This window comes from Micromonospora sp. LZ34 (assembly GCF_052981855.1).
Genome location: NZ_JBRIQN010000002.1, coordinates 208501 through 231773, shown reverse-complemented (window position 1 = coordinate 231773; position 23273 = coordinate 208501). Strand labels below are relative to the sequence as shown.

At 74.8% G+C, this 23273-nt stretch carries 26 protein-coding genes, 2 tRNA genes and 1 pseudogene; 12 read left to right on the top strand and 17 right to left on the bottom strand.

The features are described 5' to 3' along the window. Positions 1 to 81: 81 nt before the first annotated feature. Positions 82 to 645 carry a TetR/AcrR family transcriptional regulator gene (locus ACVCAH_RS03420; protein ID WP_447134556.1) on the top strand — a complete coding sequence of 188 codons (564 nt, stop codon included), beginning with the start codon at positions 82 to 84 and terminating at the stop codon, positions 643 to 645. Between the two features lie 63 nt (positions 646 to 708). Here ACVCAH_RS03420 and ACVCAH_RS03415 read toward each other — a convergent pair whose 3' ends face one another. After that, a complete protein-coding gene (locus ACVCAH_RS03415; protein ID WP_447134555.1) occupies positions 709 to 1221 on the bottom strand; it encodes a GNAT family N-acetyltransferase in 513 nt (170 codons plus the stop codon). Beyond that, a complete protein-coding gene (locus ACVCAH_RS03410; RefSeq protein WP_088992101.1) occupies positions 1218 to 1433 on the bottom strand; it encodes a biotin/lipoyl-binding carrier protein in 216 nt (71 codons plus the stop codon). Before ACVCAH_RS03410 ends, ACVCAH_RS03415 begins: the two co-directional genes overlap by 4 nt. A 272-nt stretch (positions 1434 to 1705) precedes the next feature. Between ACVCAH_RS03410 and ACVCAH_RS03405 the strand changes: the two genes are divergently transcribed. Continuing rightward, positions 1706 to 1780: a 50S ribosomal protein bL37 gene (locus ACVCAH_RS03405; protein WP_369700219.1), complete on the top strand. Its 75-nt coding sequence runs from the start codon at positions 1706 to 1708 to the stop codon at positions 1778 to 1780. Between the two features lie 114 nt (positions 1781 to 1894). Here ACVCAH_RS03405 and rsrA read toward each other — a convergent pair whose 3' ends face one another. The 5 genes from rsrA to ACVCAH_RS03380 form a co-directional block, all read right to left on the bottom strand. Further along, on the bottom strand, positions 1895 to 2182 hold the full coding sequence (gene rsrA / locus ACVCAH_RS03400) for a mycothiol system anti-sigma-R factor (protein WP_447134554.1): 288 nt from the start codon (positions 2180 to 2182) through the stop codon (positions 1895 to 1897). Between the two features lies 1 nt (position 2183). Beyond that, positions 2184 to 3008, bottom strand: coding sequence for a sigma-70 family RNA polymerase sigma factor (locus ACVCAH_RS03395; RefSeq protein ID WP_447134553.1), 825 nt, complete (start codon positions 3006 to 3008; stop codon positions 2184 to 2186). 237 nt (positions 3009 to 3245) lie between these two features. Further along, the gene (locus ACVCAH_RS03390; protein ID WP_447134552.1) at positions 3246 to 3860 is read right to left on the bottom strand and encodes an alpha/beta hydrolase family protein; all 615 of its coding nucleotides are present in this window, start codon (positions 3858 to 3860) and stop codon (positions 3246 to 3248) included. A 119-nt stretch (positions 3861 to 3979) separates the two neighbouring features. Beyond that, on the bottom strand, positions 3980 to 4372 hold the full coding sequence (locus tag ACVCAH_RS03385) for a WhiB family transcriptional regulator (RefSeq protein WP_447134551.1): 393 nt from the start codon (positions 4370 to 4372) through the stop codon (positions 3980 to 3982). 200 nt (positions 4373 to 4572) lie between these two features. After that, complete coding sequence (locus ACVCAH_RS03380; RefSeq protein WP_447134550.1) at positions 4573 to 5283, bottom strand: SOS response-associated peptidase; 711 nt, start codon at positions 5281 to 5283, stop codon at positions 4573 to 4575. A gap of 102 nt (positions 5284 to 5385) precedes the next feature. Here ACVCAH_RS03380 and aroA point away from each other — a divergent pair, with 102 nt between their 5' ends. The 4 genes and pseudogenes from aroA to ACVCAH_RS03360 all read left to right on the top strand — a co-directional run bounded on the left by aroA (position 5386) and on the right by ACVCAH_RS03360 (position 9664). Continuing rightward, on the top strand, positions 5386 to 6687 hold the full coding sequence (aroA, locus tag ACVCAH_RS03375) for a 3-phosphoshikimate 1-carboxyvinyltransferase (RefSeq protein WP_447134549.1): 1302 nt from the start codon (positions 5386 to 5388) through the stop codon (positions 6685 to 6687). A 169-nt stretch (positions 6688 to 6856) separates the two neighbouring features. Beyond that, complete coding sequence (gene rsgA, locus ACVCAH_RS03370) at positions 6857 to 7825, top strand: ribosome small subunit-dependent GTPase A (protein WP_447134714.1); 969 nt, start codon at positions 6857 to 6859, stop codon at positions 7823 to 7825. A gap of 24 nt (positions 7826 to 7849) precedes the next feature. Then, entirely contained in the window at positions 7850 to 8668 is an 819-nt protein-coding gene (gene hisN / locus ACVCAH_RS03365; protein WP_447134548.1) for a histidinol-phosphatase, read from the top strand. A gap of 59 nt (positions 8669 to 8727) precedes the next feature. Beyond that, positions 8728 to 9664, top strand: a pseudogene (locus tag ACVCAH_RS03360) (hypothetical protein). On the opposite strand, the gene ACVCAH_RS03355 reads toward ACVCAH_RS03360, so the two are convergent. Beyond that, entirely contained in the window at positions 9619 to 10821 is a 1203-nt protein-coding gene (locus ACVCAH_RS03355) for a glycosyltransferase (protein WP_447134547.1), read from the bottom strand. The pseudogene ACVCAH_RS03360 and the gene ACVCAH_RS03355 sit on opposite strands and share 46 nt — an antisense overlap. A 246-nt stretch (positions 10822 to 11067) precedes the next feature. Between ACVCAH_RS03355 and ACVCAH_RS03350 the strand changes: the two genes are divergently transcribed. The 3 genes from ACVCAH_RS03350 to ACVCAH_RS03340 all read left to right on the top strand — a co-directional run bounded on the left by ACVCAH_RS03350 (position 11068) and on the right by ACVCAH_RS03340 (position 13554). Further along, positions 11068 to 12066, top strand: a complete 999-nt coding sequence (locus tag ACVCAH_RS03350) for an SDR family oxidoreductase (protein ID WP_447134546.1) — start codon at positions 11068 to 11070, stop codon at positions 12064 to 12066. A gap of 59 nt (positions 12067 to 12125) precedes the next feature. Next, positions 12126 to 12851, top strand: a complete 726-nt coding sequence (locus ACVCAH_RS03345) for an ATP-binding protein (RefSeq protein ID WP_447134545.1) — start codon at positions 12126 to 12128, stop codon at positions 12849 to 12851. Between the two features lie 130 nt (positions 12852 to 12981). After that, positions 12982 to 13554 (top strand): DUF5709 domain-containing protein, encoded by a 573-nt coding sequence (locus ACVCAH_RS03340; RefSeq protein WP_447134544.1) that lies wholly within the window; start codon positions 12982 to 12984, stop codon positions 13552 to 13554. A 1-nt stretch (position 13555) separates the two neighbouring features. On the opposite strand, the gene ACVCAH_RS03335 is transcribed toward ACVCAH_RS03340, so the two are convergent. Both ACVCAH_RS03335 and macS read right to left on the bottom strand, forming a co-directional pair. Beyond that, positions 13556 to 14218, bottom strand: coding sequence for a response regulator (locus tag ACVCAH_RS03335; protein WP_447134713.1), 663 nt, complete (start codon positions 14216 to 14218; stop codon positions 13556 to 13558). Between the two features lie 96 nt (positions 14219 to 14314). Continuing rightward, on the bottom strand, positions 14315 to 15442 hold the full coding sequence (macS, locus tag ACVCAH_RS03330) for a MacS family sensor histidine kinase (protein ID WP_447134543.1): 1128 nt from the start codon (positions 15440 to 15442) through the stop codon (positions 14315 to 14317). A gap of 121 nt (positions 15443 to 15563) precedes the next feature. On the opposite strand from macS, the gene ACVCAH_RS03325 reads away from it, so the two are divergent. Beyond that, the gene (locus ACVCAH_RS03325) at positions 15564 to 16031 is read left to right on the top strand and encodes an ATP-binding protein (protein WP_447134542.1); all 468 of its coding nucleotides are present in this window, start codon (positions 15564 to 15566) and stop codon (positions 16029 to 16031) included. Positions 16032 to 16034: 3 nt separating this feature from the next. Here ACVCAH_RS03325 and ACVCAH_RS03320 read toward each other — a convergent pair whose 3' ends face one another. Beyond that, complete coding sequence (locus ACVCAH_RS03320; RefSeq protein WP_447134541.1) at positions 16035 to 16973, bottom strand: ribose-phosphate diphosphokinase; 939 nt, start codon at positions 16971 to 16973, stop codon at positions 16035 to 16037. Between the two features lie 101 nt (positions 16974 to 17074). Here ACVCAH_RS03320 and glpK point away from each other — a divergent pair, with 101 nt between their 5' ends. Then, positions 17075 to 18559 (top strand): glycerol kinase GlpK, encoded by a 1485-nt coding sequence (gene glpK / locus ACVCAH_RS03315; RefSeq protein WP_447134540.1) that lies wholly within the window; start codon positions 17075 to 17077, stop codon positions 18557 to 18559. Positions 18560 to 18566: 7 nt separating this feature from the next. Here the strand turns inward: glpK and ACVCAH_RS03310 are convergent, their stop codons facing one another. Next, positions 18567 to 19400, bottom strand: coding sequence for a phosphoribosylaminoimidazolesuccinocarboxamide synthase (locus tag ACVCAH_RS03310; RefSeq protein WP_447134539.1), 834 nt, complete (start codon positions 19398 to 19400; stop codon positions 18567 to 18569). A gap of 164 nt (positions 19401 to 19564) precedes the next feature. Here ACVCAH_RS03310 and ACVCAH_RS03305 point away from each other — a divergent pair, with 164 nt between their 5' ends. After that, on the top strand, positions 19565 to 20887 hold the full coding sequence (locus tag ACVCAH_RS03305; RefSeq protein ID WP_447134538.1) for an ABC transporter substrate-binding protein: 1323 nt from the start codon (positions 19565 to 19567) through the stop codon (positions 20885 to 20887). Between the two features lie 58 nt (positions 20888 to 20945). Here ACVCAH_RS03305 and ACVCAH_RS03300 read toward each other — a convergent pair whose 3' ends face one another. The 5 genes from ACVCAH_RS03300 to ACVCAH_RS03280 form a co-directional block, all read right to left on the bottom strand. Continuing rightward, complete coding sequence (locus ACVCAH_RS03300) at positions 20946 to 21194, bottom strand: hypothetical protein (protein WP_447134537.1); 249 nt, start codon at positions 21192 to 21194, stop codon at positions 20946 to 20948. 121 nt (positions 21195 to 21315) lie between these two features. Then, positions 21316 to 21389: transfer RNA gene (locus ACVCAH_RS03295), tRNA-Met, on the bottom strand. A 192-nt stretch (positions 21390 to 21581) separates the two neighbouring features. Next, positions 21582 to 21658, bottom strand: a tRNA-Met gene (locus tag ACVCAH_RS03290). Between the two features lie 136 nt (positions 21659 to 21794). Then, positions 21795 to 22718: a hypothetical protein gene (locus tag ACVCAH_RS03285; RefSeq protein WP_447134536.1), complete on the bottom strand. Its 924-nt coding sequence runs from the start codon at positions 22716 to 22718 to the stop codon at positions 21795 to 21797. Next, positions 22708 to 23214 carry a SigE family RNA polymerase sigma factor gene (locus ACVCAH_RS03280; protein ID WP_447134535.1) on the bottom strand — a complete coding sequence of 169 codons (507 nt, stop codon included), beginning with the start codon at positions 23212 to 23214 and terminating at the stop codon, positions 22708 to 22710. The genes ACVCAH_RS03285 and ACVCAH_RS03280 overlap by 11 nt, the downstream gene beginning before the upstream one ends. Between the last annotated feature and the right edge of the window lie 59 nt (positions 23215 to 23273).

Here is a 23273-nt window from a genome sequence, read left to right as displayed (position 1 = left end):
ACTTGCCGCCCGGCTAGTTTCCTTACTAGCCGCACGGTAAGTTGGGTACGAGAGCCGGGTCAAGCGGATTGGGGTGTCTGGGTGAGGGAGAGCACAGGCGGCACGCGGGAGCGGATCAAGGCCGTCGCGCTGGAGCTCTTCACCGAGCAGGGGTACGAGAAGACCTCGCTCCGGGAGATCGCCGAGCGGCTCAACGTGACCAAGGCGGCGCTCTACTACCACTTCAAGAGCAAGGACGAGATCGTCACCAGCTTCGTCGAGGACCGGCTGGAGCAGATCGACGCTCTCATCTCCTGGGCCGAGGCGCAGCCCGCCACGGTGGAGACCCGGCGCACCCTGATCGCCCGCTACGCCGACGCGATGTTCGCCAGCGAACAGCCCTCGGTGATGCGCTTCTTCGAGCAGAACCAGACCGTGCTGAAGAGCCTCTCCGCCGGGCAGCAGATGCGCGGCCGGATGCTGAAGCTGGCCGAGGCGCTCTTCCGGGGTGACGACTCACCGGAGGCCCAACTGCGCGCGGCGCTGTCGCTCTTCGCCGTCCACAGCAGCTGGTTCGCCGTCCGGACCCCGGGCATCAGCGACGAGGAGCGGCGCCGGATCGCGCTCAAGGTGGCCGACGAGCTGCTCGCCTCGATCGGCCGGTAGTCCGGACCCACCCGGTGGCCGCGGCCGGTACCCCCGACGCACCCGCCGGGCGGTCGGGCCCGATCAGCCGGCTGGGGTGAGATCGAGGCGCAGGCCGTGCAGCTCCACGCCGGCCACCGGCGACCAGTCCAGCTCCGGGGTGCGGACGAAGCCGCGGCGCTGGTAGAGGCGGTGGGCCGCGGTGGCGAAGCCGCTGCGGACACAGATGACCAGCGCCGTGCAGCCCAGCTCGGTGGCGCGCGCCACGCAGGCGTCGACCAGGGCGGCCCCCACGCCCCGGCCCTGGGCGGCCGGGTCCACGGCCAGCATCCGGAACTCCGCCTCACCGGCGGCGGAGAGCTCGGCGTACGGGGTGCCGGGCAGCACGAAGGTCACCGAGCCGAGTACCTCCCCGGTGGCCTCGTCGACGGCGACCAGCACCTCCCCGTGCTCCGCCCGGGTCGCCACGTCGGCGAGCGTGGCGGCGTAGCCGTGCTCGCCCTTGAGCTGCCCGTCGGCCTCGTACGCGGCCACCGTCAGCCGGGCCACCGCCGCGAAGTCGGCCGGGGTGGCCCGGCGGACCAGCAGGCCGGTCAATCGATCACCGCGATCAGGTCGCCGTCCTGCACCACGTCACCCTCGTTCACGGCGAGCTGGCGGACGACGCCGTCGGACTCGGCCACGACCGGGATCTCCATCTTCATCGACTCCAGGATCACCAGGGTGTCCCCCTCGGACACGGTGTCCCCGGCCGACGCGACGACCTTCCAGACGTTCGCCACCATCTCGGCGCGGATCTCCTCGGCCATCTGCCCGGCCCTCCCTCTCGCGGTTACCTGCCGACGTATCCAATCATGCGGCGGGGCGCCGGCGGGCGGGAGCGGCCGGCACCCACCCGCGGTCCACTCCGGATCGGCGCCGGCCCGGCGGCGGCGGGTGCCCGCCGCTTCCGGCCCGGCGACGGCGGCGGGCACCCGCCGCACTAGCATCAGCAGGTCGGACCCGGCGCCGGGCGGACCGGTGCGCGCACCGGCGCCGAGGTCATGCGCAGGCGGATCCGGCCCATCACGAGGAGGTCACCATGGCGAAGAAGGCCCGCAAGAAGAAGGCCCGCAAGAAGAGCGGCGCGAACCACGGCAAGCGCCCCAACTCCTGAGGCGGCGTGCCGGACGACGTCCGGCGTGGCACCGCCCCGGCCCTGGCGCCGGAGACACCGGTGGCCCGGGTCGGTCTCGACCCGGGCCACCGGTGTTACGTCGTCGGGCCGCGCTCAGTCGGCCAGCTCCCGCGACTCGCTGCTCTCGAAGACCACCAGCTCGGCGATGCGCACCCGGAGCCGCTCGCGCAGCTGGTCGGGCGCGGTCTCGTTGCCGCAGCAGCGGGCGACCAGCGCCTTGACCTCCTGCTCGATGCCGTACTCGCGCAGGCAGGGGCCACACTCGTCGAGGTGGTACCGGATCAGCGTGCGCCGCTCCTCGGCGCACTCGAGGTCGAGGTAGAGGTAGACCTCCTCGAGCACCTCACGGCAGTCCGTCTCGTGCGGCTCTCCACAGCTCACGTCACACCTCCCGGCCGGCGGCAGCGGTCGAGCCCTTCGACGACGAGGCGGAGCTGAAACCCCGCTCGGCCGCGTACTGCTCGAGCAGCTTGCGCAGATTACGACGGCCGCGGTGCAACCGCGACATCACCGTGCCGATCGGCGTGCCCATGATGTCGGCGACCTCCTTGTAGGAGAAGCCCTCGACGTCGGTGAGGTAGACCGCCAGGCGGAACTCCTCCGGCAGCTGCTGGAGGGCTTCCTTGACGTCGCTGTCCGGCAGCCGGTCCAGCGCCTCGGTCTCCGCCGAGCGCAACCCGCTGGAGGTGTGCGACTCGGCCTCGGCCAGCTGCCAGTCGGTGATCTCGTCGGTCGGCGCCTGGATCGGCTGGCGCTGCCGGCGGCGGTAGGAGTTGATGTAGGTGTTGGTCAGGATCCGGTAGAGCCAGGCCTTCAGGTTGGTGCCCTGCTCGAACTGGTGGAAGGCGGCGTACGCCTTCAGGTAGGTCTCCTGGACCAGGTCCTCGGCATCCGCCGGATTGCGGGTCATCCGCAGTCCGGCAGCGTAGAGCTGATCGACGAAGGGCATCGCGTCCCGCTCGAAGCGGGCCCTGCGCTCGTCCGTCTTCTCGGTGGTCAACCGCACATCCCCTCGCGTCGGATGCTTACCCGCCGAGGATACGCGCACGGAGGTGCCGGCAGATTCACTTCCGTCGGGTGTGCCGGTGCTCACCACCGTCGAACCGGCCGGCGGCACCGCCGCGTGCCAGTCCGGGCCGCCCAGCAGTTGCCGCAGCCGCCGTGCGTCCCGCTCGTCCCGCTCCCGGGCCCGTGTCTCGGTCGGCACCGGTCACCCCTCTCGCCAGAAATGTCGTCCGGGGGGTGCAACGCGAACCGCCGGCCGGATCATTCCGACTCCGGTCCCCGTTCCTGGCCCCGGCCCCGGCCAGGGGCCGGCGCTGGGACCAGGAAGGGCCTGGGAGGACCGGTGCCGCCGCCCGAACCGGGCGAACGGCACCAACCGGTGCAACGACCCGCCGCCGCCGCCGGAAACGGCCCGTCCGGCGCGCCGGGTCGGGCCCGGTCAGGCCCGCGCCCAGCCCCGCTCGCGCAGCCAGTCGAGCACCACCGCGGCCGTGCCGGCCGGATCGCCGCGCAGGTCGTGCCGCTCCCCCGGGCGGGTCACCACCCGCACCGCCGGCCCCGGCCCGGGCACCCCGAACGGGTCGCGGTCGCCGTTGACGACCAGCGTCGGCAGGCCGGTCGCCAACTCGGCCGCCCGGGACCGCTCCGGCCGCCCGGGCGGATGCAGCGGGAACGCCAGCGCCACCACGCCGGCGGCGGCCGCCGCCCGCGCGGTGCGGCAGGCCACCCGCGCGCCGCTGGACCGGCCGCCCACCAGCAGCGGTACGTCGGGATGCCGCTCGCGCAGCGCGGCCAGCACCGCGGTCCACGCCTCGTCGAGGTGGCCGGCCGGGGCCGGCGCGCGCCGGCCGGCGACCCGGTAGGGCTGCGTCACCCGGGACACCACCAGCCCGGCGCCGACCGCCGCGTCGCGGAGCGCCAGCAGGTCCGGCGCGTCGACCCCGCCGCCGGCACCGTGCCCGAGCACCAGCAGGGCGGCCGGCGGCCCGGCGGGCAGGTCGGTGTCCACCCGGGCCGGGCCCCGTGGGGTGGCGATCTCGTCGCTCGTCGGCACCGGCCCATTCTGCGCCCCGCGCCGCCGCCGGGCCGCGGACTCCCGCCCGACCCGCCCGGCGGTACGACGAGCGACCGGCCCGTGGTTCACGGGCCAGTCACGGTCGACTCAGTCGGCGGTCAGCTCAGCGGCACCAGGGTGAGCAGGCGGTCCCGCACCGGCGGCCCGGCCTCGTCGGCGGCGTCCGGATCCGGCTGCACCTCCGAGCGCCAGGCGACCAGCATGGCCCGGCGTTCGCGCGGGGTGGTGCCGCCCCACACCCCGTGGCAGTCACCCACCTCCAGCGCCCAAGCCAGGCAGGAGCCCTGGACGTCGCAACTGCGGCAGAGCGCGATCGCGGCGTCCGCCGGCTCGTTCGGCGCCGGAAAGAACGTTTCCGGATCGACGCTCTGGCAGGTCCCTCTGGTCCGCCATGCGTCGTCCTGTCGCCGCTCCCGCAACGCCCGCAGCAGTCGCGGATCTCGTCGTGCGGCGGCCACCTCGTGCGGGCGGGGCATACGTGCCCGTGTCATCCACCCACCTCCCCCGTGGGACCGGCAAGATCGATGGGCGTCGTCCACCCCGTGCGGATCGACACCCACCACCGGCGCTGTGTTGTATCGCACTTCCGGACACGGGGACAAGACTCTGCCGTGAAGTCGGCCGAATATTCGGGCGACGTTTCACCCGCAACACTGGCAAATCAGTCGGCGACAATGTCGGTGACGACGCGTCAGAACAGTGTCAATTCCTCCGGCTCGGCGGCCCGCGCCACCGGCACCCGGGCGGTCAGCTCCGAACCGTCGTTACGGACGTCGCCGACCGCCGGCCCCACCGGCCGGATCTCCAGCCCGCCGAGCCAGTCCAGCGGGGGCGGGGTGAGCAGCGCGTCCGGCTCGCCGCCCGGGGCCAGCCACCCCGCCCAGCGCTCCCGGGGCAGCAGCAGCGGCATCCGCTCGTGCACCTCGGCCAGCTCGCCGAGCGCGGCGGTAGTCAGCACACTGCAGGTCAGCAGCGGCCCGGAGGGCCCGTCCCAGACCGACCAGATGCCGGCGAAGGCGAGCACCGAGCCGTCGAGCGGGGTCATGTAGTAGGCCTGCTTCCCGCCGCCCGCCGCGCGGACCCACTCGTACCAGCCGTCGGCGGGCACGAGGCAGCGGCGGCGGGCGAAGGCGCCGGCGTACGCCCGGCTGGTGGCGACCGTCTCGGACCGGGCGTTGATCATGCGGGCGGCCCCGGCCGGCGACCGGGACCAGGGCGGCACCAGGCCCCACCGGCCGACCGACAGCGCGCGGTGGCCCTCCGGGGTGACCCGGACCAGCGGCACCGGGTCGGTCGGCGCCACGTTGTGGTCGGGCGCGAGCCGGCCGTCGGTGTCGTCGTACGACTCGAACAGCGCGCTCAGGTCGCCCGCGCTCCGGGTCGTCGCGTACCTCCCGCACATGTCGCACACGCTAACCTGCCGGCCGCCGGTCGGCTGTCCCGCCAACCGGGAGCTCCCGGGTCGGCCGGCGCCGCCGACCGCCCGACACGGCAGAATGTAACCGTGGGGAACCTGACCGCGACCCGGCCGCCGCAGCCGTGGACCGCACCGACCGCCTCCGACCCGGTCGCGGCCAGCGTGCGCCTGCCCGGCTCCAAGTCGATGACCGCCCGCGCCCTGGTGCTCAGCGCGCTGGCCAGCGGGCCGTCGACGCTGGCCGGGCCGCTGCGGGCCCGGGACACCGAGCTGATGGCCGCCGGGCTGCGCGCGATGGGCGCGCACATGTCGATCAGCGACGACGACCGCTGGCTGGTGCGGCCGCACCGGCTGGTCGGCCCGGCGCACGTCGACGTCGGCCTGGCCGGCACGGTGATGCGCTTCGTCCCGCCGGTGGCCGGGCTGGCCGACGGGCGGATCACCTTCGACGGCGACCCGCAGGCCCGGATCCGTCCGCTCGGCCCGCTGATCGGCGCGCTGCGCTCGCTCGGGGTACGGATCGACACCCCGCCCACCGGCAGCCTGCCGCTGACCGTGCTCGGCGCCGGCCGGGTCACCGGTGGCGAGGTCGTCATCGACGCCTCCGCCTCCAGCCAGCTGGTCTCCGGGCTGCTGCTGGCCGCCCCGCGCTTCGACCGGGGCGTGGTGGTCCGGCACGTCGGCCCGCCGGTGCCCTCCGCGCCGCACCTGCGGATGACGGTGCAGATGCTGCGCGCCGCCGGCGCGGCGGTGGACGACGCCACCCCCGACGTCTGGGCGGTCGAGCCGGGCCCGCTCACCGGGCGCGGCTGGACGATCGAGCCGGATCTCTCCGGCGCGGTGCCGTTCTTCGCCGCCGCCCTGGTCACCGGCGGCGAGGTGACCCTGCAGGGCTGGCCGCGCAGCAGCGCCCAGCCGGTCGAGCAGCTCCGCTCGCTGCTGCACCGGATGGGTGGCGAGGTGACCCTCTCCACCACTGGGCTGACCGTGCGCGGCACCGGCACGGTGCACGGCATCGAGGCCGACCTCTCCGACGTCAGCGAGCTGACCCCGGCGCTGACCGCGCTGGCGATGCTGGCCGACTCGCCGTCCCGGTTCACCGGGGTGGCGCACATCCGCGGTCACGAGACCGACCGGATCGCCGCGCTGGCGCGGGAGTTCGCCGCGCTCGGCGCCGACCTCACCGAGTCCCGGGACGGGCTGGAGATCCGGCCGCGCCCGCTGCGCGGAGGGACGTTCCGCACCTACGCCGACCACCGGATGGCACACGCCGCCGCGGTCGCCGGGCTCGCCGTGCCGGGCATCGAGGTGGACGACGTCGCGTGTACCTCGAAGACGATGCCCGAGTTCCCGGCACTATGGTCAGCAATGGTGACCGGCAAGAGCTGACGCGTAGAGGGGACGGGTCCTGGCGACCAGGCGGCGGGAGTACGACGAGGACGACGTACGGGTCCGGCCCGGGAAGTCCTCGCGCCCGCGTACCCGCACCCGGCCCCGGCACGCCGACGCGGTGGACGGCTTCGTCATCGCCGTCGACCGGGGCCGCTACACCTGCGTGCTGCTGCCGGACACCGGCGCCGACGCGCACCCGGTGACCGCCATGCGGGCCCGCGAGCTGGGCCGCAAGTCGGTGGTGGTCGGCGACCGGGTCAGCCTGGTCGGGGACACCTCCGGCACGGCCGGCGCGCTGGCCCGGATCGTCCGGATCACCGAGCGCCGCTCGGTGCTGCGGCGCACCGCGGAGGACGACGCGACCACCGCCGAGGGGCGGCTGGAACGGGTGGTGGTGGCCAACGCCGACCAGCTGGTGATCGTCAGCGCGCTGGCCGACCCGCCGCCGCGCACCGGGTTCATCGACCGCTGCCTGGTGGCCGCGTACGACGCCGACATCGAGCCGCTGCTCTGCCTGACCAAGGCCGACCTGGCCGGCCCGGACGCGGTGCTCGGCTACTACGCCGAGCTGGAGCTGCCGTACGTGCTGATCCGCCCGGACTCCGACCTCGACGCCCTGCGCAGCCTGCTCGCCGGGCGGGTCTCGGTCATGGTGGGGCACTCCGGGGTGGGCAAGTCGACGCTGGTGAACCGGCTGGTGCCGGAGGCCGCCCGGGCGGTCGGCACGGTCAGCGCGATCGGCCGGGGGCGGCACACCTCGACCAGCGCGGTGGCGCTGCGGCTGCCGCCGGCGCCGGGCGGTGCCGGCGACCTGCGGCAACTCCAGCCAAGCGGGTCCGGCGCCGCGGGCTGGATCATCGACACCCCCGGGGTACGCAGCTTCGGGCTGGCGCACGTCTCCGCCGACAGCCTGCTGCACGGCTTCCCCGACCTGGTGGAGGGGACGGCGGACTGCCCGGCCAACTGCCCGCACACCGCCGACGCGCCGGACTGCGGGCTGGACGCCTGGGTCGCGGCGGGCAAGGCCGACCCGCGCCGGCTGGCGTCGTACCGCCGGCTGCTGGCCTCGCGGGCCGGCGAGGGCGACCCGCGCGGCGAGCCCGAGCACCGCGGCGAGCCGCCCGCCGCCGGCTGACAACGGATCGACTAGGTTGCGCACATGACCGGGTACGCCGACGACCTCGCCCTCGCCCACCTGCTCGCGGACGCCGCCGACGCGGTCTCCACCGCCCGGTTCCGCGCGCTCGACCTGCGGGTCGAGGCGAAGCCCGACCTGACCCCGGTCTCCGACGCGGACACCGCCGTGGAGCGGGCGATCCGGGCGCTGCTCGCCGAGCACCGCCCGGCCGACGGCCTGCTCGGCGAGGAGTACGGCGAGGCGCCGCCGACCGGCCCGGACGACCGGCGGTGGGTGGTCGACCCGATCGACGGCACCAAGAACTACATCCGGGGCGTGCCGATCTGGGCCACCCTGATCGCCCTGCTGGAGGCCGGCCGGCCGGTCGTCGGGCTGGTCTCCGCCCCGGCGCTGGGCCGCCGCTGGTGGGCGGCGCGCGGCGCGGGCGCGTACGCCGGACCGGACGCCGCCGGCGGCGCTCCGATCCGGGTCTCCGGGGTGCGGCGGCTCGCCGACGCCAGCTTCTGCTACTCGTCGCTGGACGGCTGGACGGCCAACGGCCGGCTGGACGCGATGCTCGGCATCATGCGGGACAGCTGGCGCAGCCGGGCGTACGGCGACTTCTACGGGTACATGCTGCTCGCCGAGGGCGCGCTGGACGTGATGGTGGAGCCGGAGCTGTCGCTGTGGGACATCGCCGCGCTGGTGCCGATCGTCACGGAGGCGGGCGGCACCTTCACCGATCTGGCCGGCACGCCGGCCCCGGCGAGCCGCACCGACGCCGAGAACAGCGCGGTGGCCAGCAACGGCGCGCTGCACGCCGACATCCTCGCCCGGCTGGCTCGGCCAACCGAGCACTGACCCCGGCCAGCCTCTATCCTCGCCAGGTGTCCTCCTCCGGTTGGTGCTTCCTCGCGTCGATGATCGTCGCGTACGGCATCGCCAACCTGCTCCAGTCGGTCGCCGCCGCCCGCACCACGGTGCACCACACCTTCGATCCCGGCCTGCTGCTGCGGCTGGCCGGGCACCGCACCTACCTGGTCGGGCTGCTCTGCCAGGTGGCCGGGTTCGTGCTGGCCTTTCTGGCCCGACGGGACCTGCCGCTGTTCCTGGTCCAGGCCAGCGTGGCGGCCGGGCTCGGGGTGACCGCGCTGCTCGGCGTGCTGCTGCTGAAGTGGCGACTACCGGTGGCCGAGGTGGTGCTGCTGGTGCTGCTCTTCGGCGGGATCACCGCGCTGGTGCTCGCCGCCCGGCCGGCGCCGTCCCGGCAGCTCGGTACGGCCGGCACGGTGGCCCTGCTGGTGGCGCTCGGGGTGATCGCGGCGCTCGGCTTCTTCGCGGTGCGGCTGCACGGCGCGCCCGGTTCGGTGGCGCTCGGCTCGCTGGCCGGGCTGGCGTTCTCCGCCGCCGCGGTGGCGGCCCGGCCGCTGGCGTCCGCGCCGACCGCCGAGGCGTTCTTCGGCAACCCGCTGCTCTACCTGCTGATCGCGCACTCGGTGGTCGGCCAACTGCTGCTCGGCCTGGCCATGCAGCGCGGCTCCACCACGGCGGCGGTGGCGGCGATGGACGCGGCCGGGGCGGTACCCGCGGCGATCGTCGGCCTGCTGCTGCTCAATGACAAGATCTGGCCCGGCCGGGAGTGGCTGGCCGCGACCGGCTTCCTGGTCACCCTGGTAGCGGTGATCGGGCTGACCCGCTACGCCGAGCCGCAGCACCACCACGCGGTCGCCGGGGACCGCCAGCGGGCCATGGTCGGCGCCGGCCGGTCCGGCTGACCGGCCCGGACGACCGGGAGACCGGGGCGGGATCCGTCAGGCCGCCTCGACCGGCTTGCGGCGGCGGACCACCCGCTCGTAGAGCCGCTCCAGAGCGCCCGCCGTCCGTTCCCAGGTGTAGCTGCACCGCACCCGGTCGACCGCGGCGTGCCCGTACGCGAACCGGCCGGCGTTGTCGGCGAGCAGCCGGCGCAGCGTCACGCCCAGCGTCCGCACGTCACCCGGCGGCACCAGCCGGCCGGTGACCTCGTCGACCACCGCGTCGGCGATCCCGCCCATGGCGTAGCCGACCACCGGCACGCCGCAGGCCATCGCCTCCAGCGACACCCGCCCGGCCGAGGAGTAGTGCGGGGTGCAGGCCACCACGTCGGCCGAGCGGTACCAGGTGGCCATCTGGTCGTGCGGCACCGCGCCGACCAGCTTCACCTGCTCGCCGACCCCGTTGCGGTCGGCCAGCTCCCGCAGCCGGCGGGCCTCGGCGTGGTTGGCCAACTGCTCGGCCGGCGGGCCCCCGGCGATGACCAGTTCGGCGTCGCCGACCAGCCGCATCGCCCGGATCAGGTCGTCCTGGCCGTGGCCGGGCGAGAGCCCGCCGACGGAGAGGATCCGGGCCCGCTGGTCGCGCGGGGCGGCCTCGCCGTCCGGGTGGAACTGCTCAATGTCCACCCCGGCCGGCACCATCGCCACCGCGGTGCGTTGCAGGCCCATCCGGGTCAGCTCGTCGACCTCGTCGTTGCACTGGGCGACCGCGATGTCCACCGCCCGGGTCAGCGCGCGCTCCAGCGGGATCCGCTCGCCCGGTCCGCCGTACTGCTGGCCGAGGTGGCGCAGCTGCTCGACGCCGAGCGAGTGGAAGGTCTGCACCACCGGGATGTCGGTCTCCCGCACCGCGTGCGCCGCGGCCAGCCCGCCGATCCAGTAGTGCCCGTGCACCACGTCCGGGGTCCAGTCGGCCGACCAGCGGTCGGCCAGCCAGCGACCGAACTCGGCGACGTACGGGACCAGTTCGCCGGTGGGCAGCGCGGCGGGCGGCCCGACCGGCACCCGCTCGACCCGGTAGCCGTGCAGGTCGGCGGTCTCCGGCAGCGCGGGGTCGTCCCGGCGTTCGTACAGCCGGACGTCGTGGCCGCGCGTGGCCAGTTCGGCAGCGACCCGCGCGATGTGCTGGTGGGTGCCGACGGCCGGGCCGTCGAGGTGGCTGGACGGGCCGGCGTGCGCGCAGACGAGGCCGACGCGCATGGGTCACCTCCATGCGATTTCTTCCAGCGGTGGTCCTCCGGTCAGAGGGTCCCATTAACCCGGGGCTCGGGAGCCGAAACCTGGCAGATCGGGAAGAGGCCGGCGGGTAGTTGCGCGGCGGCAAGTGTCCGCCGGCCGGTACGCGCCGCTCGGGTGGCCGGACAGCGGGGGCCGGACCGGCTCCGCCGACGGCGATCCGACCGAAATCGGTCGCATGACCCCTGCCAGCCGGGGTACCGGCCAGGAATGCCGCTGACCCGCCGCCTCGCCGACGCCACCGTGGTGATCACTGGTGCCTCCAGCGGGATCGGCACCGCGACGGCGTACGCCCTCGCCCGCCGGGGCACCGCCGTGGTGCTGGCCGCCCGCACCGAGACCGCCCTGCACCAGGTCGCCCGCAACTGTCGCGACCTGGGCGGCCGGGCGCTGGTCGTACCGACCGACGTCACCGACCCGGCCGCGATGGAGCGGTTGGCCGCCCGCGCGGTCGCCGAGTTCGTCCGGATCGACGGCTGGGTCAACAACGCGGCGGTCAGCGCGGTGGGCCTGTTCGACGAGATCCCGGTGCAGGAGTTCCGCCGGGTGCTGGAGGTGAACCTGCTCGGCGCGGTGTACGGCACCCGGGCCGCGCTGCCGCACCTGGGGGCGGCCGGCGGCGGCGTGCTAGTCAACAACGCCTCGGTGCTGGCCGAGGTGGCGATGCCGTACCAGTCCGCCTACAACGTCACGAAGCACGGCATCCGCGGCCTGGCCGACACGGTCCGCCAGGAGCTGCGGGTCACCGGCCGGGGCAACATCTCGATCTGCACCGTGCTGCCGGCGACCATCGACACCCCGTTCTACCGGCACACCGCCAACCACTCCGGCCGCGAGCTGGTGCCGCCGCCCCCGGTCTACCCGCCGGAGGTGGTCGCCGAGACGATCGTCCGGATGCTGCGCCGGCCACGCCGGGAGGCGTACGCCGGCGGCGCCGCCCGGCTGATCGGCCTGCAGTGGCGGCTCGCCCCGGCGCTGGTCGAGCGGACGCTCGGCTGGTACGCCCACCGCACCCAGTTCGGGCCGGCGGCCCGCGGGGACAGCAGCGGCAACCTCTTCGAACCCGACGGCACGGCCCGACGCGAGGGAGGCTGGCACGGCCGGCGGCGGCAGCTGGCGCGGATGACCGCGGCCTTCGGGCTGGCGGCCGCCGGAACGGCGGTGGGCACGGTCGCCGCGATGGCCCGACGGACCCGGACGGACCGCTGATGAACCCGAGGGGCCGGCCGGATGCGGGGTCCGCACCGGGCATGCACAATAGGGCGATTATGCCGACAGACGTGCGTTGCCTGGTGGAGACGGACGAGTCGTCCGCCGTGGTCCGGGTGACCGGCGTGCTGGACCCGTCCGGGGTCGACACCGTGCGCGACGCGCTGCTCGCCCGGCTCGGCGACCGGCCCGGCCCGGTGGTGGCGGACCTCTCCGGGCTGCGGGTGACCGAGCCGGTAGCCGGTCAGGTCTTCGCCGAGGTGCGCCGGGAGGTGCTCGACTGGCCCGCCGCCGACCTGCTGCTCCACGACCCGTCCGGCACGGTGGCCGGGGTGCCCGCCTGGCCGACCCTGGACGGGGCGATGGCCGCGCTGGCCGCCGCGCCGATGGCCGCGGTGCTCACCGCCGACCTGCCGCCCACGGTCGGTGCCGCGCGGCAGGCCCGGCAGCTGGTCACCGACGGTTGCCAGCGGTGGGGCGTGCCGGGGCTGGTCGAGCCGGGCCGCATCGCGGTCACCGAGATGGTCAACAACGTGGTGGCCCACGCGCGGACCCCGATGACGGTCCGGCTGGCCCCCCGCGACGACGAGCTGCACCTGGCGGTCCGGGACCACTCGGCGCGGCAGCCGGCGTACGCCGGGCTGGCCCCGCTGACCTCGACCGGCGGCCGGGGCCTGCTGCTCATCGACACCGTGGCCCGCCGCTGGGGCAGCAGTCGGTTGCCCGACGGCAAGGTCGTCTGGTGCGTCCTGCGTCCCGAAGACGAGGCTGCGGTGCGCAGCTGAGGCCCGCCGGCCCGGGGTGGCCGGCGCGGCCGGGCGTTCCGTCGCCCCGCGTCCCCGTTTCGACCCGTTGACCGACAGCGGAGCCGGTGGTGGCGGTTACGGGGGTGCCGGGAGTGGGTAGTGGTCAGCCATGCGCGACGACGAGTACCCGACCCCCGTGTCCGACCCCGAGGCGGAGGGCCTGCCCGACACCGCCGACGACGACTCCACCGCCAAGGACGACGTCCTGACCGGGCGGGAGGCGGACGGTCCGGAGCCGGCGCAGCTGCCCGGGGACCGGGACCCGGTGGCGGTGGACCGGTTCGGGACCACGGCCGAGGAGCAGCTCGACGGCGAGTCGCTCGACTACAAGCTGGGGCGGGAGTCCTTCGAACGTCCGGTGGACGATCCGCTGGCCGGCCCGGTCGACCCGGACATCGCCGCCGAGGCGGACAGCCGGGAACAGGCGGCGCAGGCGCAGCTCGACGCGGACATCATCGACCCGGGACCGACCTCCGACCCGAAGTCGCCGGTCTCCATCTACGACCACGGCCGGCTGGGCAGCGTCGCCGACGCCTCGGTGGGGCGGCTGGTCGAACCGGACGAGGGGGCGCACACCGACCAGGAGACCGACTCGGTCGCCTACGACGCCGGGTCGGCCGGCGGTGGCGCCAGCGCCGAGGAGCTGGCCATCCACGAGACGCGGCCGCCGCACTCGGTCTGACTCAGTCGTCCAGCCCACGCTCGATCGCGTACCGGGTCAGCTCGACCCGGTTGTGCAGCTGGAGCTTGCCCAGCGTGTTCTGCACGTGGTTCTGCACCGTCCGGTGGGAGAGCCCGAGCCGCTCGGCGATCTGCTTGTACGACATCCCCTTGGCCACCAGCCGCAGCACCTCGGTCTCCCGGTCGGTGAGCCGGGGCGTCGCGCCGTCCCGGCCCGGCGTGCCGGAGCCCGCCGGGCTGGGCCCGGCCGGCTCGGCCGCCAGCCGCCGGTACTCGCCGAGCACCAGTCCGGCCAGGCCGGGGGTGAAGACCGGCTCACCCGCGGCGGTCCGGCGCACCGCGTCCAGGAACTCGGCCGGCGCGGCGGATTTCACCAGGTAGCCGGTGGCGCCGGCCTTGACCGCGTCCAGCACGCCCTGCGCCTCGCCGCTGGCCGAGAGCATCAGCACCCGCACCCCGGGCAGCACCGCGCGCAGCCCCCGGATCACCTCGACGCCGGAGATGTCCGGCAGTTGCAGGTCGAGCACCACCACGTCGGGCCGGGCGGCCGCGGCGACGCGTACCGCCTGCCGCCCCTCGCCACTGGTGGCCACCACCAGGTGACCGGCCTCGGTCAGGTCCCGGGCCACCCCCTCACGCCACATCGGGTGGTCGTCCACCACCATCACCCGCGCCACGTCCCGCACTCCCCCCTGTCCACGCTCACGGTGACACCATCGTTCGCGACTGCGGGGCTCGCAGACCCGGCTCACTCCTCGCGCTCACCGACGCGCCCGGGGCACGGTCAGCTCCACCTCGGTGCCGGCGCCCGGGGCCGAGGTGATCCGTACGGTGCCGCCGAGGTCGGCCAGGCGGCCCCGGATGGACCGGGCCACCCCGAGCCGCCCCTGCTCCGCCGCCTCGCTCAGCCGGCCGGCCGGGACCCCGGGCCCCTCGTCGCGGACCGACACCGTCACCGTGGTCCCCTCGTCCTCGACCAGCACCCAGGCCCGGCCGTCCGCGTGCCGCTCGACGTTGTCCAGCGCGGCGGCGGTGGCGGCGGCCACCTCGCGGGCCACCGGCCCGGGCAGCGGCACCGGGGTGGCCGGCGCCGAGACCGACACCGTCGCCGAGGCGTACCGGCCGAGCAGCGCGCGCAGGTCCACCGGACCGTCGTCGGTGGCGGCCGGGGCCGGGCCGGCCCCGGCGATGAGCGCCCGCAGCGCCGCCTCCTGCTCCCCGGCGAGCCGGGCCAGCTCGCCGGCCTCGCCGTCCAGGTGCGCGCCGCGCCGCTGCACCAGCGCCAGCACCTGGAGCACCGAGTCGTGGATGTCCCGGGCCAGCCGCTCCCGTTCCCGGGTCGCGGCCTCCAGCTCGACCGCCCGGTGCAGCCGCTCCTCGGCGGTCACCGCGAGCCGGGCCACGTGCCCCACCACCACGCCGGCGAGCAGCATCAGGATCGCGCCGTTGAGCCCCGACGGGGTGACCATCCCCCGGGTCGCCAGATCGGCGGCGCCGAGGACCAGGGCGGCGACGACACCCCGGCGCCGCCCGCCGGAGACCGCCCAGGCCAGCACCGGCCCGCCCAGCCAGGCCACGGCCAGGGTGGTCACCCCGGCGGCGAGCGCCGCGCGCCCGACCACCCAGGGGGTGACCAGCAGGATCCCGAGGACGACGCCGAGGTCGGCCAGGAGCAGCGGCCACCCCCGCCACCGCGGGCGGGCGTACCCGACCGCGGTCACCGCGGTCCAGGCCGCCATCACCAGGACCACCCCGGCCGCGGCGAGCGGGTGGGCGTACCGGTGCGCGTCGCGGAGCACCACCACGCAGACGTACGCCAGGGAGGCGACCCGGAACACCGCGACGGCCCGCCAGAGCGGGACCTCGAAACCACCGGGTGGGGACGGCACGGAGGCCACGATGCCACAGCGCCGCAGGTGGCCCGCGACCCCGGCTGATGCGACCCGGGAAACCCTGACGTACGGTGGAAATGCCGCGAAAAACTTCGAGCTGCGCTGTCGGGACGGGTCCATGACGAACGTTGATCCCCCGGTACCGCGTACGGTTGTGCCCATCGAACCCTCCCTCCTGATCGCCGAAGCCTTCGCTCAGGCCCAGGTGACCGAGCTACGCCACTCGGTCACCTCCTGCGCGCATGCGGCCGGGCTTTCCGGGCAGCGGCTGGACGACTTCGTGCTCGCGGTCAACGAGCTGATCACCAACGCGGTCCGGCACGGCGGCGGGCAGGGCTCGCTGCGGCTGTGGCGGCAGCCCGGGCAACTGGTCTGCGAGGTCTCCGACTGCGGTCGCGGGATCAGTGCCCGACGGCTGGCGGACCGGAGCCGACCCGCGCCGGACACCGCCGGCGGTTGGGGGCTCTGGCTGGCCCGGGAACTCAGCGACAGCATGGAGGTCGAGACCGGCGCCGCCGGCACGACGGTACGGATCAGCGCGGCGGTCGGTGCCCACCAGCACGCCGGCCGCGACCGCCGCGACTGACCGTCAGCCGAAGAGGGCGCTGACCGACTCGCCGTTGTGGATCCGGCGCATCGCCTCGGCCAGCGCCGGCGCCACCGAGAGCACCTTCAGCTTCGGCACCCGCTTCTCCGCCGGGATCGGCACCGTGTTGGTGCAGACGATCTCCAGCACCCCCTCCTGCGCGCCGAGCCGGTCGAGCGCCCCGCTGGAGAAGAGGCCGTGCGTGCAGGCCAGCCGGATCGAGCGGACCCTGAACTCGCGCAGGTGCTCCATCAGCTCGACCACCGTGCTGCCCTTGGCGATCTCGTCGTCCAGCACGATCACGTCCCGGTCCGTCACGTCGCCGATCACCGCGCTGATCTTGACCAGGTCGTCGCTGAACCGCTGCTTCGCCCCGGCCGCCACCGGGGTGCCAAGCCGCCGGGCGAAGGCCGCCGCCTCCTTGGCGTTGCCCAGGTCCGGCGAGACGACCACGGTGTTGCCCAGGTCGTACCGGCTGAAGTGGGCGGCCAGTTCGCGCAGCGCGTGCAGGTGGTCGACGGGCACGCTGAAGAAGCCGTGCACCTGCGGGGAGTGCAGGGTCATCGCCAGCACCCGGTCGGCGCCGGCCGAGGTGAGCAGGTCGGCCACCAGCCGGCCGCCGATCGAGATCCGCGGCGCGTCCTTCTTGTCCGACCGGGCGTACGCGTAGTGCGGCAGCACCACGGTGATCCGGCCGGCCGAGGCGCCCCGGGCGGCGTCGATCATGAGCAGCAGTTCCACCAGGTGCTCCTGCACCGGCGGCACCAACGGCTGGATCAGGAAGACGTCCCGCTCCCGGCAGTTGGCCTGCAACTGCACTTCCAGGCAGTCGTTGGCGAACCGGGACACCCGCACCGGGTGCAGGGGAACACCAAGGTGGGCGCAGATCTCGGCGGCGAGTTGGGGATGGGCGGTTCCGCTGAAGACGGCGATGTCACGCACGTCTGCACATCGTACGGATCATCACCGGCCCGGTGCCGGACGGACGCGGCGGCCGCGGGCGCCGGGCGGCGGCCGGACGCCCGGCCGGGTACGGTGCTGCCGTGACCGGAGAGTACGTCGCCGCCATCGATCAGGGCACCACCTCGTCGCGGTGCATCGTCTTCGACCGGGCCGGGGAGATCGTCTCCGTGGCGCAGCGCGAGCACCGGCAGCACTTCCCCCAGCCGGGCTGGGTGGAGCACGACGCCGAGGAGATCTGGGACAACGTCGAGCAGGTGGTCCGGGAGGCGCTGCAGGCCGCCGGCACCGACGCCATCGGGCTGGCCGCCGTCGGGATCACCAACCAGCGGGAGACCACCGTGGTCTGGGACCGGGCCACCGGCCGCCCGGTGGCCAACGCGATCGTCTGGCAGGACACCCGCACCGGCCCGCTGCTGCGCGAGCTGGCGCAGGCGTACGGCGAGGAGCGGTTCCGCGCCCGCACCGGCCTGCCGCTGGCCACCTACTTCGCCGGCCCCAAGCTGCGCTGGCTGCTGGAGCACGTCGACGGGCTGCGCGAGCGCGCCGAGGCCGGCGAGGTGCTCTTCGGCACCATGGACAGCTGGCTGATCTGGAAGCTGACCGGCCGGCACGTCACCGACGTGACCAACGCCAGCCGCACCATGCTGATGGACCTGACCACCCTGGACTGGGATCCGGAACTGCTCGACGCGATGGGCGTGCCGGCCGCCATGCTGCCGGAGATCCGCAGCTCCGCCGAGGTCTACGGGGAGGGCATTGGGGTGCTCGCCGGGGTGCCGGTGGCCAGCGCGCTCGGCGACCAGCAGGCGGCCCTGTTCGGGCAGACCTGCTTCCAGCCGGGCGAGGCCAAGTGCACCTACGGCACCGGTGGCTTCCTGCTGCTCAACACCGGCGCCAGCCCGGTCACGTCGGCGCACGGCCTGCTCACCACGGTCGCCTACCGGATCGACGGGCAACCCGCCGCGTACGCGCTGGAGGGGGCGATCGCGGTCACCGGCTCGCTGGTGCAGTGGCTGCGGGACAACCTCGGCCTGATCTCCACCGCCGCCCAGGTCGAGGAGCTGGCCGGCACGGTCGACGACAACGGCGGCTGCTACGTGGTCCCGGCCTTCTCCGGGCTGTTCGCCCCGCACTGGCGCAGCGACGCGCGCGGGGTGATCGCCGGGCTGACCGGTTACATCACCAAGGGGCACCTGGCCCGGGCGGTGCTGGAGGCGTCGGCCTGGCAGACCCGCGAGGTGGTGGACGCGATGAACGCCGACTCCGACGTGGCGCTGCGCCGGCTCCGGGTGGACGGCGGGATGACCGCCAACGGGCTGCTCATGCAGTTCCTCGCCGACGTGCTCGACGTGCCGGTGGTCCGGTCCCGGATCACCGAGACCACCTGCCTCGGCGCCGCGTACGCGGCCGGCCTCGCGGTCGGCTTCTGGCCGGACCTGGCGACCCTGCGCGAGCAGTGGCGCTCGGACGCGGAGTGGACCCCGGCGATGACCCCGGAGCACCGCGACCGCGAACTGCGCAGCTGGCGCAAGGCGGTGCAGCGCACCCTCGACTGGGTGGACTGAGCGCCGCTCAGTCCCAGCGGTTGCCGGTGAGCTTCTCGTAGACGTCGACGTAGCGGGCCCGGGTCGCCTCGACCACCTCGGCCGGCACCTCGGGGGCGGGGTCCTGCTTGTTCCAGCCGCTGGTGGTGGCCCAGTCCCGGACGTACTGCTTGTCGTAGGAGAACTGGACGCGCCCCGGCTGGTACGACTCGGCCGGCCAGAACCGGGACGAGTCGGAGGTGAGCAGTTCGTCGCCGATCATCAGCGTGCCGTCCGCCGACCAGCCCAGCTCGATCTTGGTGTCGGCGACCAGGATGCCCCGGTCGGCGGCGAGTTCGGCGCCCCGCCGGTAGACGTCGAGGGCGATCTGCCGCAGCCGCTCCGCGGTCTCGGCGCCCACCTTGTCCACCACCTCGACGAAGGTGATCGGCTCGTCGTGCTCCCCCACCGGCGCCTTGGTGGACGGGGTGAAGATCGGCTCGGGCAGGATCGACGCCTCGACCAGGCCACGCGGCAGCGGCACGCCGGAGACCGCGCCGGTGCGCTGGTACTCCTTCAGGCCACCGCCGGTCAGGTAGCCCCGGGCGACGCACTCCACCGGGACCATCTCCAACCGCCGGCAACGGATCGCCCGGCCGGCGAACTCGGCCGGCACGTCGGTGGCCGAGATGACGTGGTTGGGCACCAGGTCGGAAAGCTGCTCGAACCACCATAGCGAGAGCGCGGTGAGCAGTCGGCCCTTGTCCGGGATCGGCGTCGGCAGCACCACGTCGTAGATGGAGATCCGGTCGGAGGCGACCAGGATCAGGTCGTCGCCGTCGGCGTAGACGTCCCGGACCTTGCCCGAGTGCAGAAGTTCCACGTGCCCTAGTACACCATGTGGCCTGCGTACGCCCGGTGGCCGGTGACGCGGGCGGCAATCCCGCAGCCGGGCGGGTGGCGGTGTGGCCGGACAGGCCGTTGACACCCTCCGGCGGCGCCTGCGTGAATGATCCGACCCGCCGCCCGACCGCCGCAGGAGGCCCCGTGCCCGCCGCCCGCTTCCCGCTGCACCGCCCCGGCGCGGATCCGGGCCGACGCCGGGTGCTCGGCGCGCTGCTGGGCGCCCCGGTCCTCGGGCTGACCGGGTGCACCGGGGAGCAGGCCACCCGGACCGAGGACGGGCCGGTCGAGCTGTCGGTCTTCTGGTGGGGCGACGCCGCCCGGGCCGAGCGCACCGAACGGGCACTGCGGCTCTACTCCGAGCGCAACCCCCGGGTCACCTTCCGGATCACCTGGCAGGGCAGCGCCGGCTACTACGACCGGCTGGCCACCCAGGCCGCCGGCGGCAACGTGCCCGACCTGTTCCAGCTCGACGACAGCGTGCTGACCGAGTACGCGGAGCGCCGGATCGTCCTGGACCTCGGCGGGTACGTCGCCGACCGGCGGCTGGACCTGAGCGCCCTACCCTCCGGCCTGGCCCGGTACGGCGAGGTGGCCGGGCGGACGGTCGGCGTGCCCGCCGCGCAGACCGCGGCCGCGCTGGTGTTCAACCGGGACCTGCTGCGCCGGCTGCGGGTGGCCGAGCCGCGCACCGGGATGACCTGGGCCCAGTACGTCGCCTGGGCACAACAGGTCACCCGGGCCGGCGGCGGGCGGGTCGCCGGCACCGTGGACGCGTCCGGCGACTACCGGGCGCTCTGGCTCTGGCTGCGCGCCCGGGGCGGCGAGCTCTACCGGGGCCGGCAGCTCGGCTTCGCCGCCGACACGCTGACCGAGTGGTTCGCGCTGTGGGAGCGGGCCCGCGCGGGCCGGGCCACGCCGAGCGCCGCCCTGGTCGAGCAGGCCGACAGCGACGAGCCGGCCCGGCAGCTCGTGGTCACCGGCGCCACCGCCGCCTCCCTCGCCTGGTCCCACCAGCTGCCCGAGTTGCAGCGGCTGAGCCGGGACCAGCTGGCCCTGGCGGCCTTCCCCGGGCCACCGGCCGCCCAGTGGGCCCGGGCGTCGATGTACTGGGCGGCCTTCCAGGGCACCCGGCACCCGGCGGCGGTGGTGGACGTGCTCAACTTCCTCACCACCAACGGCGAGGCCGGCGCCGTGCTCGGGCACGACCGCGGCATGAACCCCAGCCTGGCCGTCCGCCGCTACACCGAGGGCAGCCTCACCGACCCGGTGGAGCAGCGCGCCGCCGCCTTCGGCGTCACCCTGGCCGGCGGGCTGGGGCCGGCGCCGAGCCCGCCCCCGGCGGGCCACCCCCGGGTCCGCGCGCTGCTGCTCGACGCCGCCGAGAGCGTCCGCTCCGGCCGGGCCGACGCCGGGGCCGCCACGTCCCGGTTCATGGCCCAGGCCAACGCCGCGCTGGCCGCCTGATCCCCGGCGGCCCGCCGGGCCGGTGGACGGCCCCGCGGACCCCGCCGCGACGGATCCGTCAGCGCGGCGGGCCGCCGCGACGGTTGCGGGTCAGCCGGAACACCAGATAGACGATCGCGGCGACCACCACCAGGCAGCAGAGCAGCCCGAGGAACCCGAAGCCGCCACCGCGCCGCCGCCGGGCGGCCTCCACCACCAGCTCACCCGTGCCGGTGGACGCCCAGGCCGCCACGGGCACGAAGACCGACAGCACCACCGCACCGAGGACCGCGCTCAGCCGGCCCCACCACTTGCCGTAAGAAGACATGCCCACATCCTCGCCGAGAACCGCAAGCCCGGCAGGCCGGTCGACCGGGAATCGCCGGGGCCGTTGCCGACGGCACGGAAAGCCGAAGGGCCCCGGAGACATCCGGGGCCCTTCGGGACAGTAGCGGGGACAGGATTTGAACCTGCGACCTCTGGGTTATGAGCCCAGCGAGCTACCGAGCTGCTCCACCCCGCGTCGGCTCACCTACTCTATCGCATCCCCGCCCGGATGATCAGCCGCCCCCTGATCCCACCGGCGCGGGCGGTATCGCTGGGGCGTCGACATGACTCTGCGGGCCTTCGGCGTGAGCGGAGGTGACCGTGGCCGGACACCGCCGGGACCGGAAGCGGAACGGCCCCGAGGAATTCTCCTCGGGGCCGTTCCGGGTGGTAGCGGGGACAGGATTTGAACCTGCGACCTCTGGGTTATGAGCCCAGCGAGCTACCGAGCTGCTCCACCCCGCGTCGCTTCGTCAACCGTAGCGCACCACCCCGCGCTGCCGCAAAACGACCCGGCAGGCGCCGGCACCCACCCCCGCTGAGCTGGGATTTCGCCTCGCGGTCCGGGCCGGCGAACGCGCCGGCCCGGACCGCCGCCGGTTCAGCGCAGCCAGTCCTCGATGGCGTCGACCGCCCGGCGGCTGTCGGCGTCGACCTGGGACCGCTTGCTGGAGGTGTTCTCCCAGCCCTGCTCCCACAGCACGGTCACCACGTCGCCGACCCGGATCGCCCGGACCAGGCGGATCTCGTCGCCGCCGGTCGGGTCGCCGTTGATGTCCTGCGCCGCCACCCGCATCTCGAACAGCACCGACTCGTCGCCGTAGCCGCTGTCCGGGAGCAGTCGCTGCCGGGAGGTCGCCGGCGTGCCGTTGCTCTGCCCCTCCCCCTCCGGGCAGTCGCGGACCGCCTGGCGCAGCTCCCGGAGGAAGTCGTCGGCCCGGCCGGACCGGTAGATGGTGATGGTGTGCGCGTAGCTGCCGTCCGGGACGTACCCCTCCGGGGTGCCGGCCAGCTTGTAGGCGAGGTTGCGGGTGCGGCTCTGCACGACCGCGGCTTCGCTCGGGTAGCGGGCGTCGCAGAGCTTCGGCAGCGGGGCCGTGTCCCGGAAGACCGGGTCCATGCCGGTGCGGTTCGCCTTCGCCAGGGTGAAGAACGCCCGGTCGGGGATCGAGGTGGGCGTGCGGGCGGCCCCACCGGTCGGCGCACCGCTCGGGCCGGCGCCCGCTGCCGCGGACGTCGGCGGCGACGACGGCGTCGTGGACGGGGCCGGGGACGGGACGGTCGGCGTCGGCGTGGGCGTCGGCGTCCCGGCGGGCTGCGGGACGGGAGCCGGGTCTGCGGAAAGGGTCAACCGGGCGCCGGTCGCCACCCCGCCGACCAGCACCGCCACGGCGAGTGCGGTGCCCGCGGCCCGGACCCGGGCCCGGCGGTCGGCCTGGCGCCGGAGCGTCTCGGGGAGCGCCAGCTGCCCGCGGTCGGCATCCTCGGCGAGCGAATGGTAGAGATCGGACAGTTCACGCGACATCGTGGGCCTCCAGCTCCGGGGAGTAGTCGGGCAGCAGCGCCGCCAGCCGGGAACGGCCCCGGGAGAGCCAGGACTTCACGGTGCCGGTCGGCACCTCCGTCTCCCGGGCGATCTCCTCCACCGACATGTCGAAGAGGTAGTGCAGGGCGAGGGCCTGCCGCTGGGCGGCCGGCAGCTGACGCAGCGCGTTCACCAGGAGCACGCTGTCCTCGTTGGGCGCGGGCACCGACGCCGGTGGACCGCTGCGGCTGAGCACACCGCGGAGACCGTGCAGGCGGCGCCACCGGTCGGTGGCCAGCCGGGCCACCACCAGGCGTAACCAGGCCTCGGGGGCCGGATGGTCGACCAGCTTGTCCCACTGCCGCCAGGCCCGGGCGAACGCCTCCTGCACCAGGTCCTGAGCCTCCGTGTAGTCGCCGGCGACCGCGTAGCCGTACCGGAGCATCCGCCGGGAGGTACTCCGGTAGAACTCGTCAAAACTGTGTGCATCTCTCATGAGCCGACCACGCTTCCCCCGGTCCTCGCCGTGTGTTGCAGACAGGACGGAGCAACGCG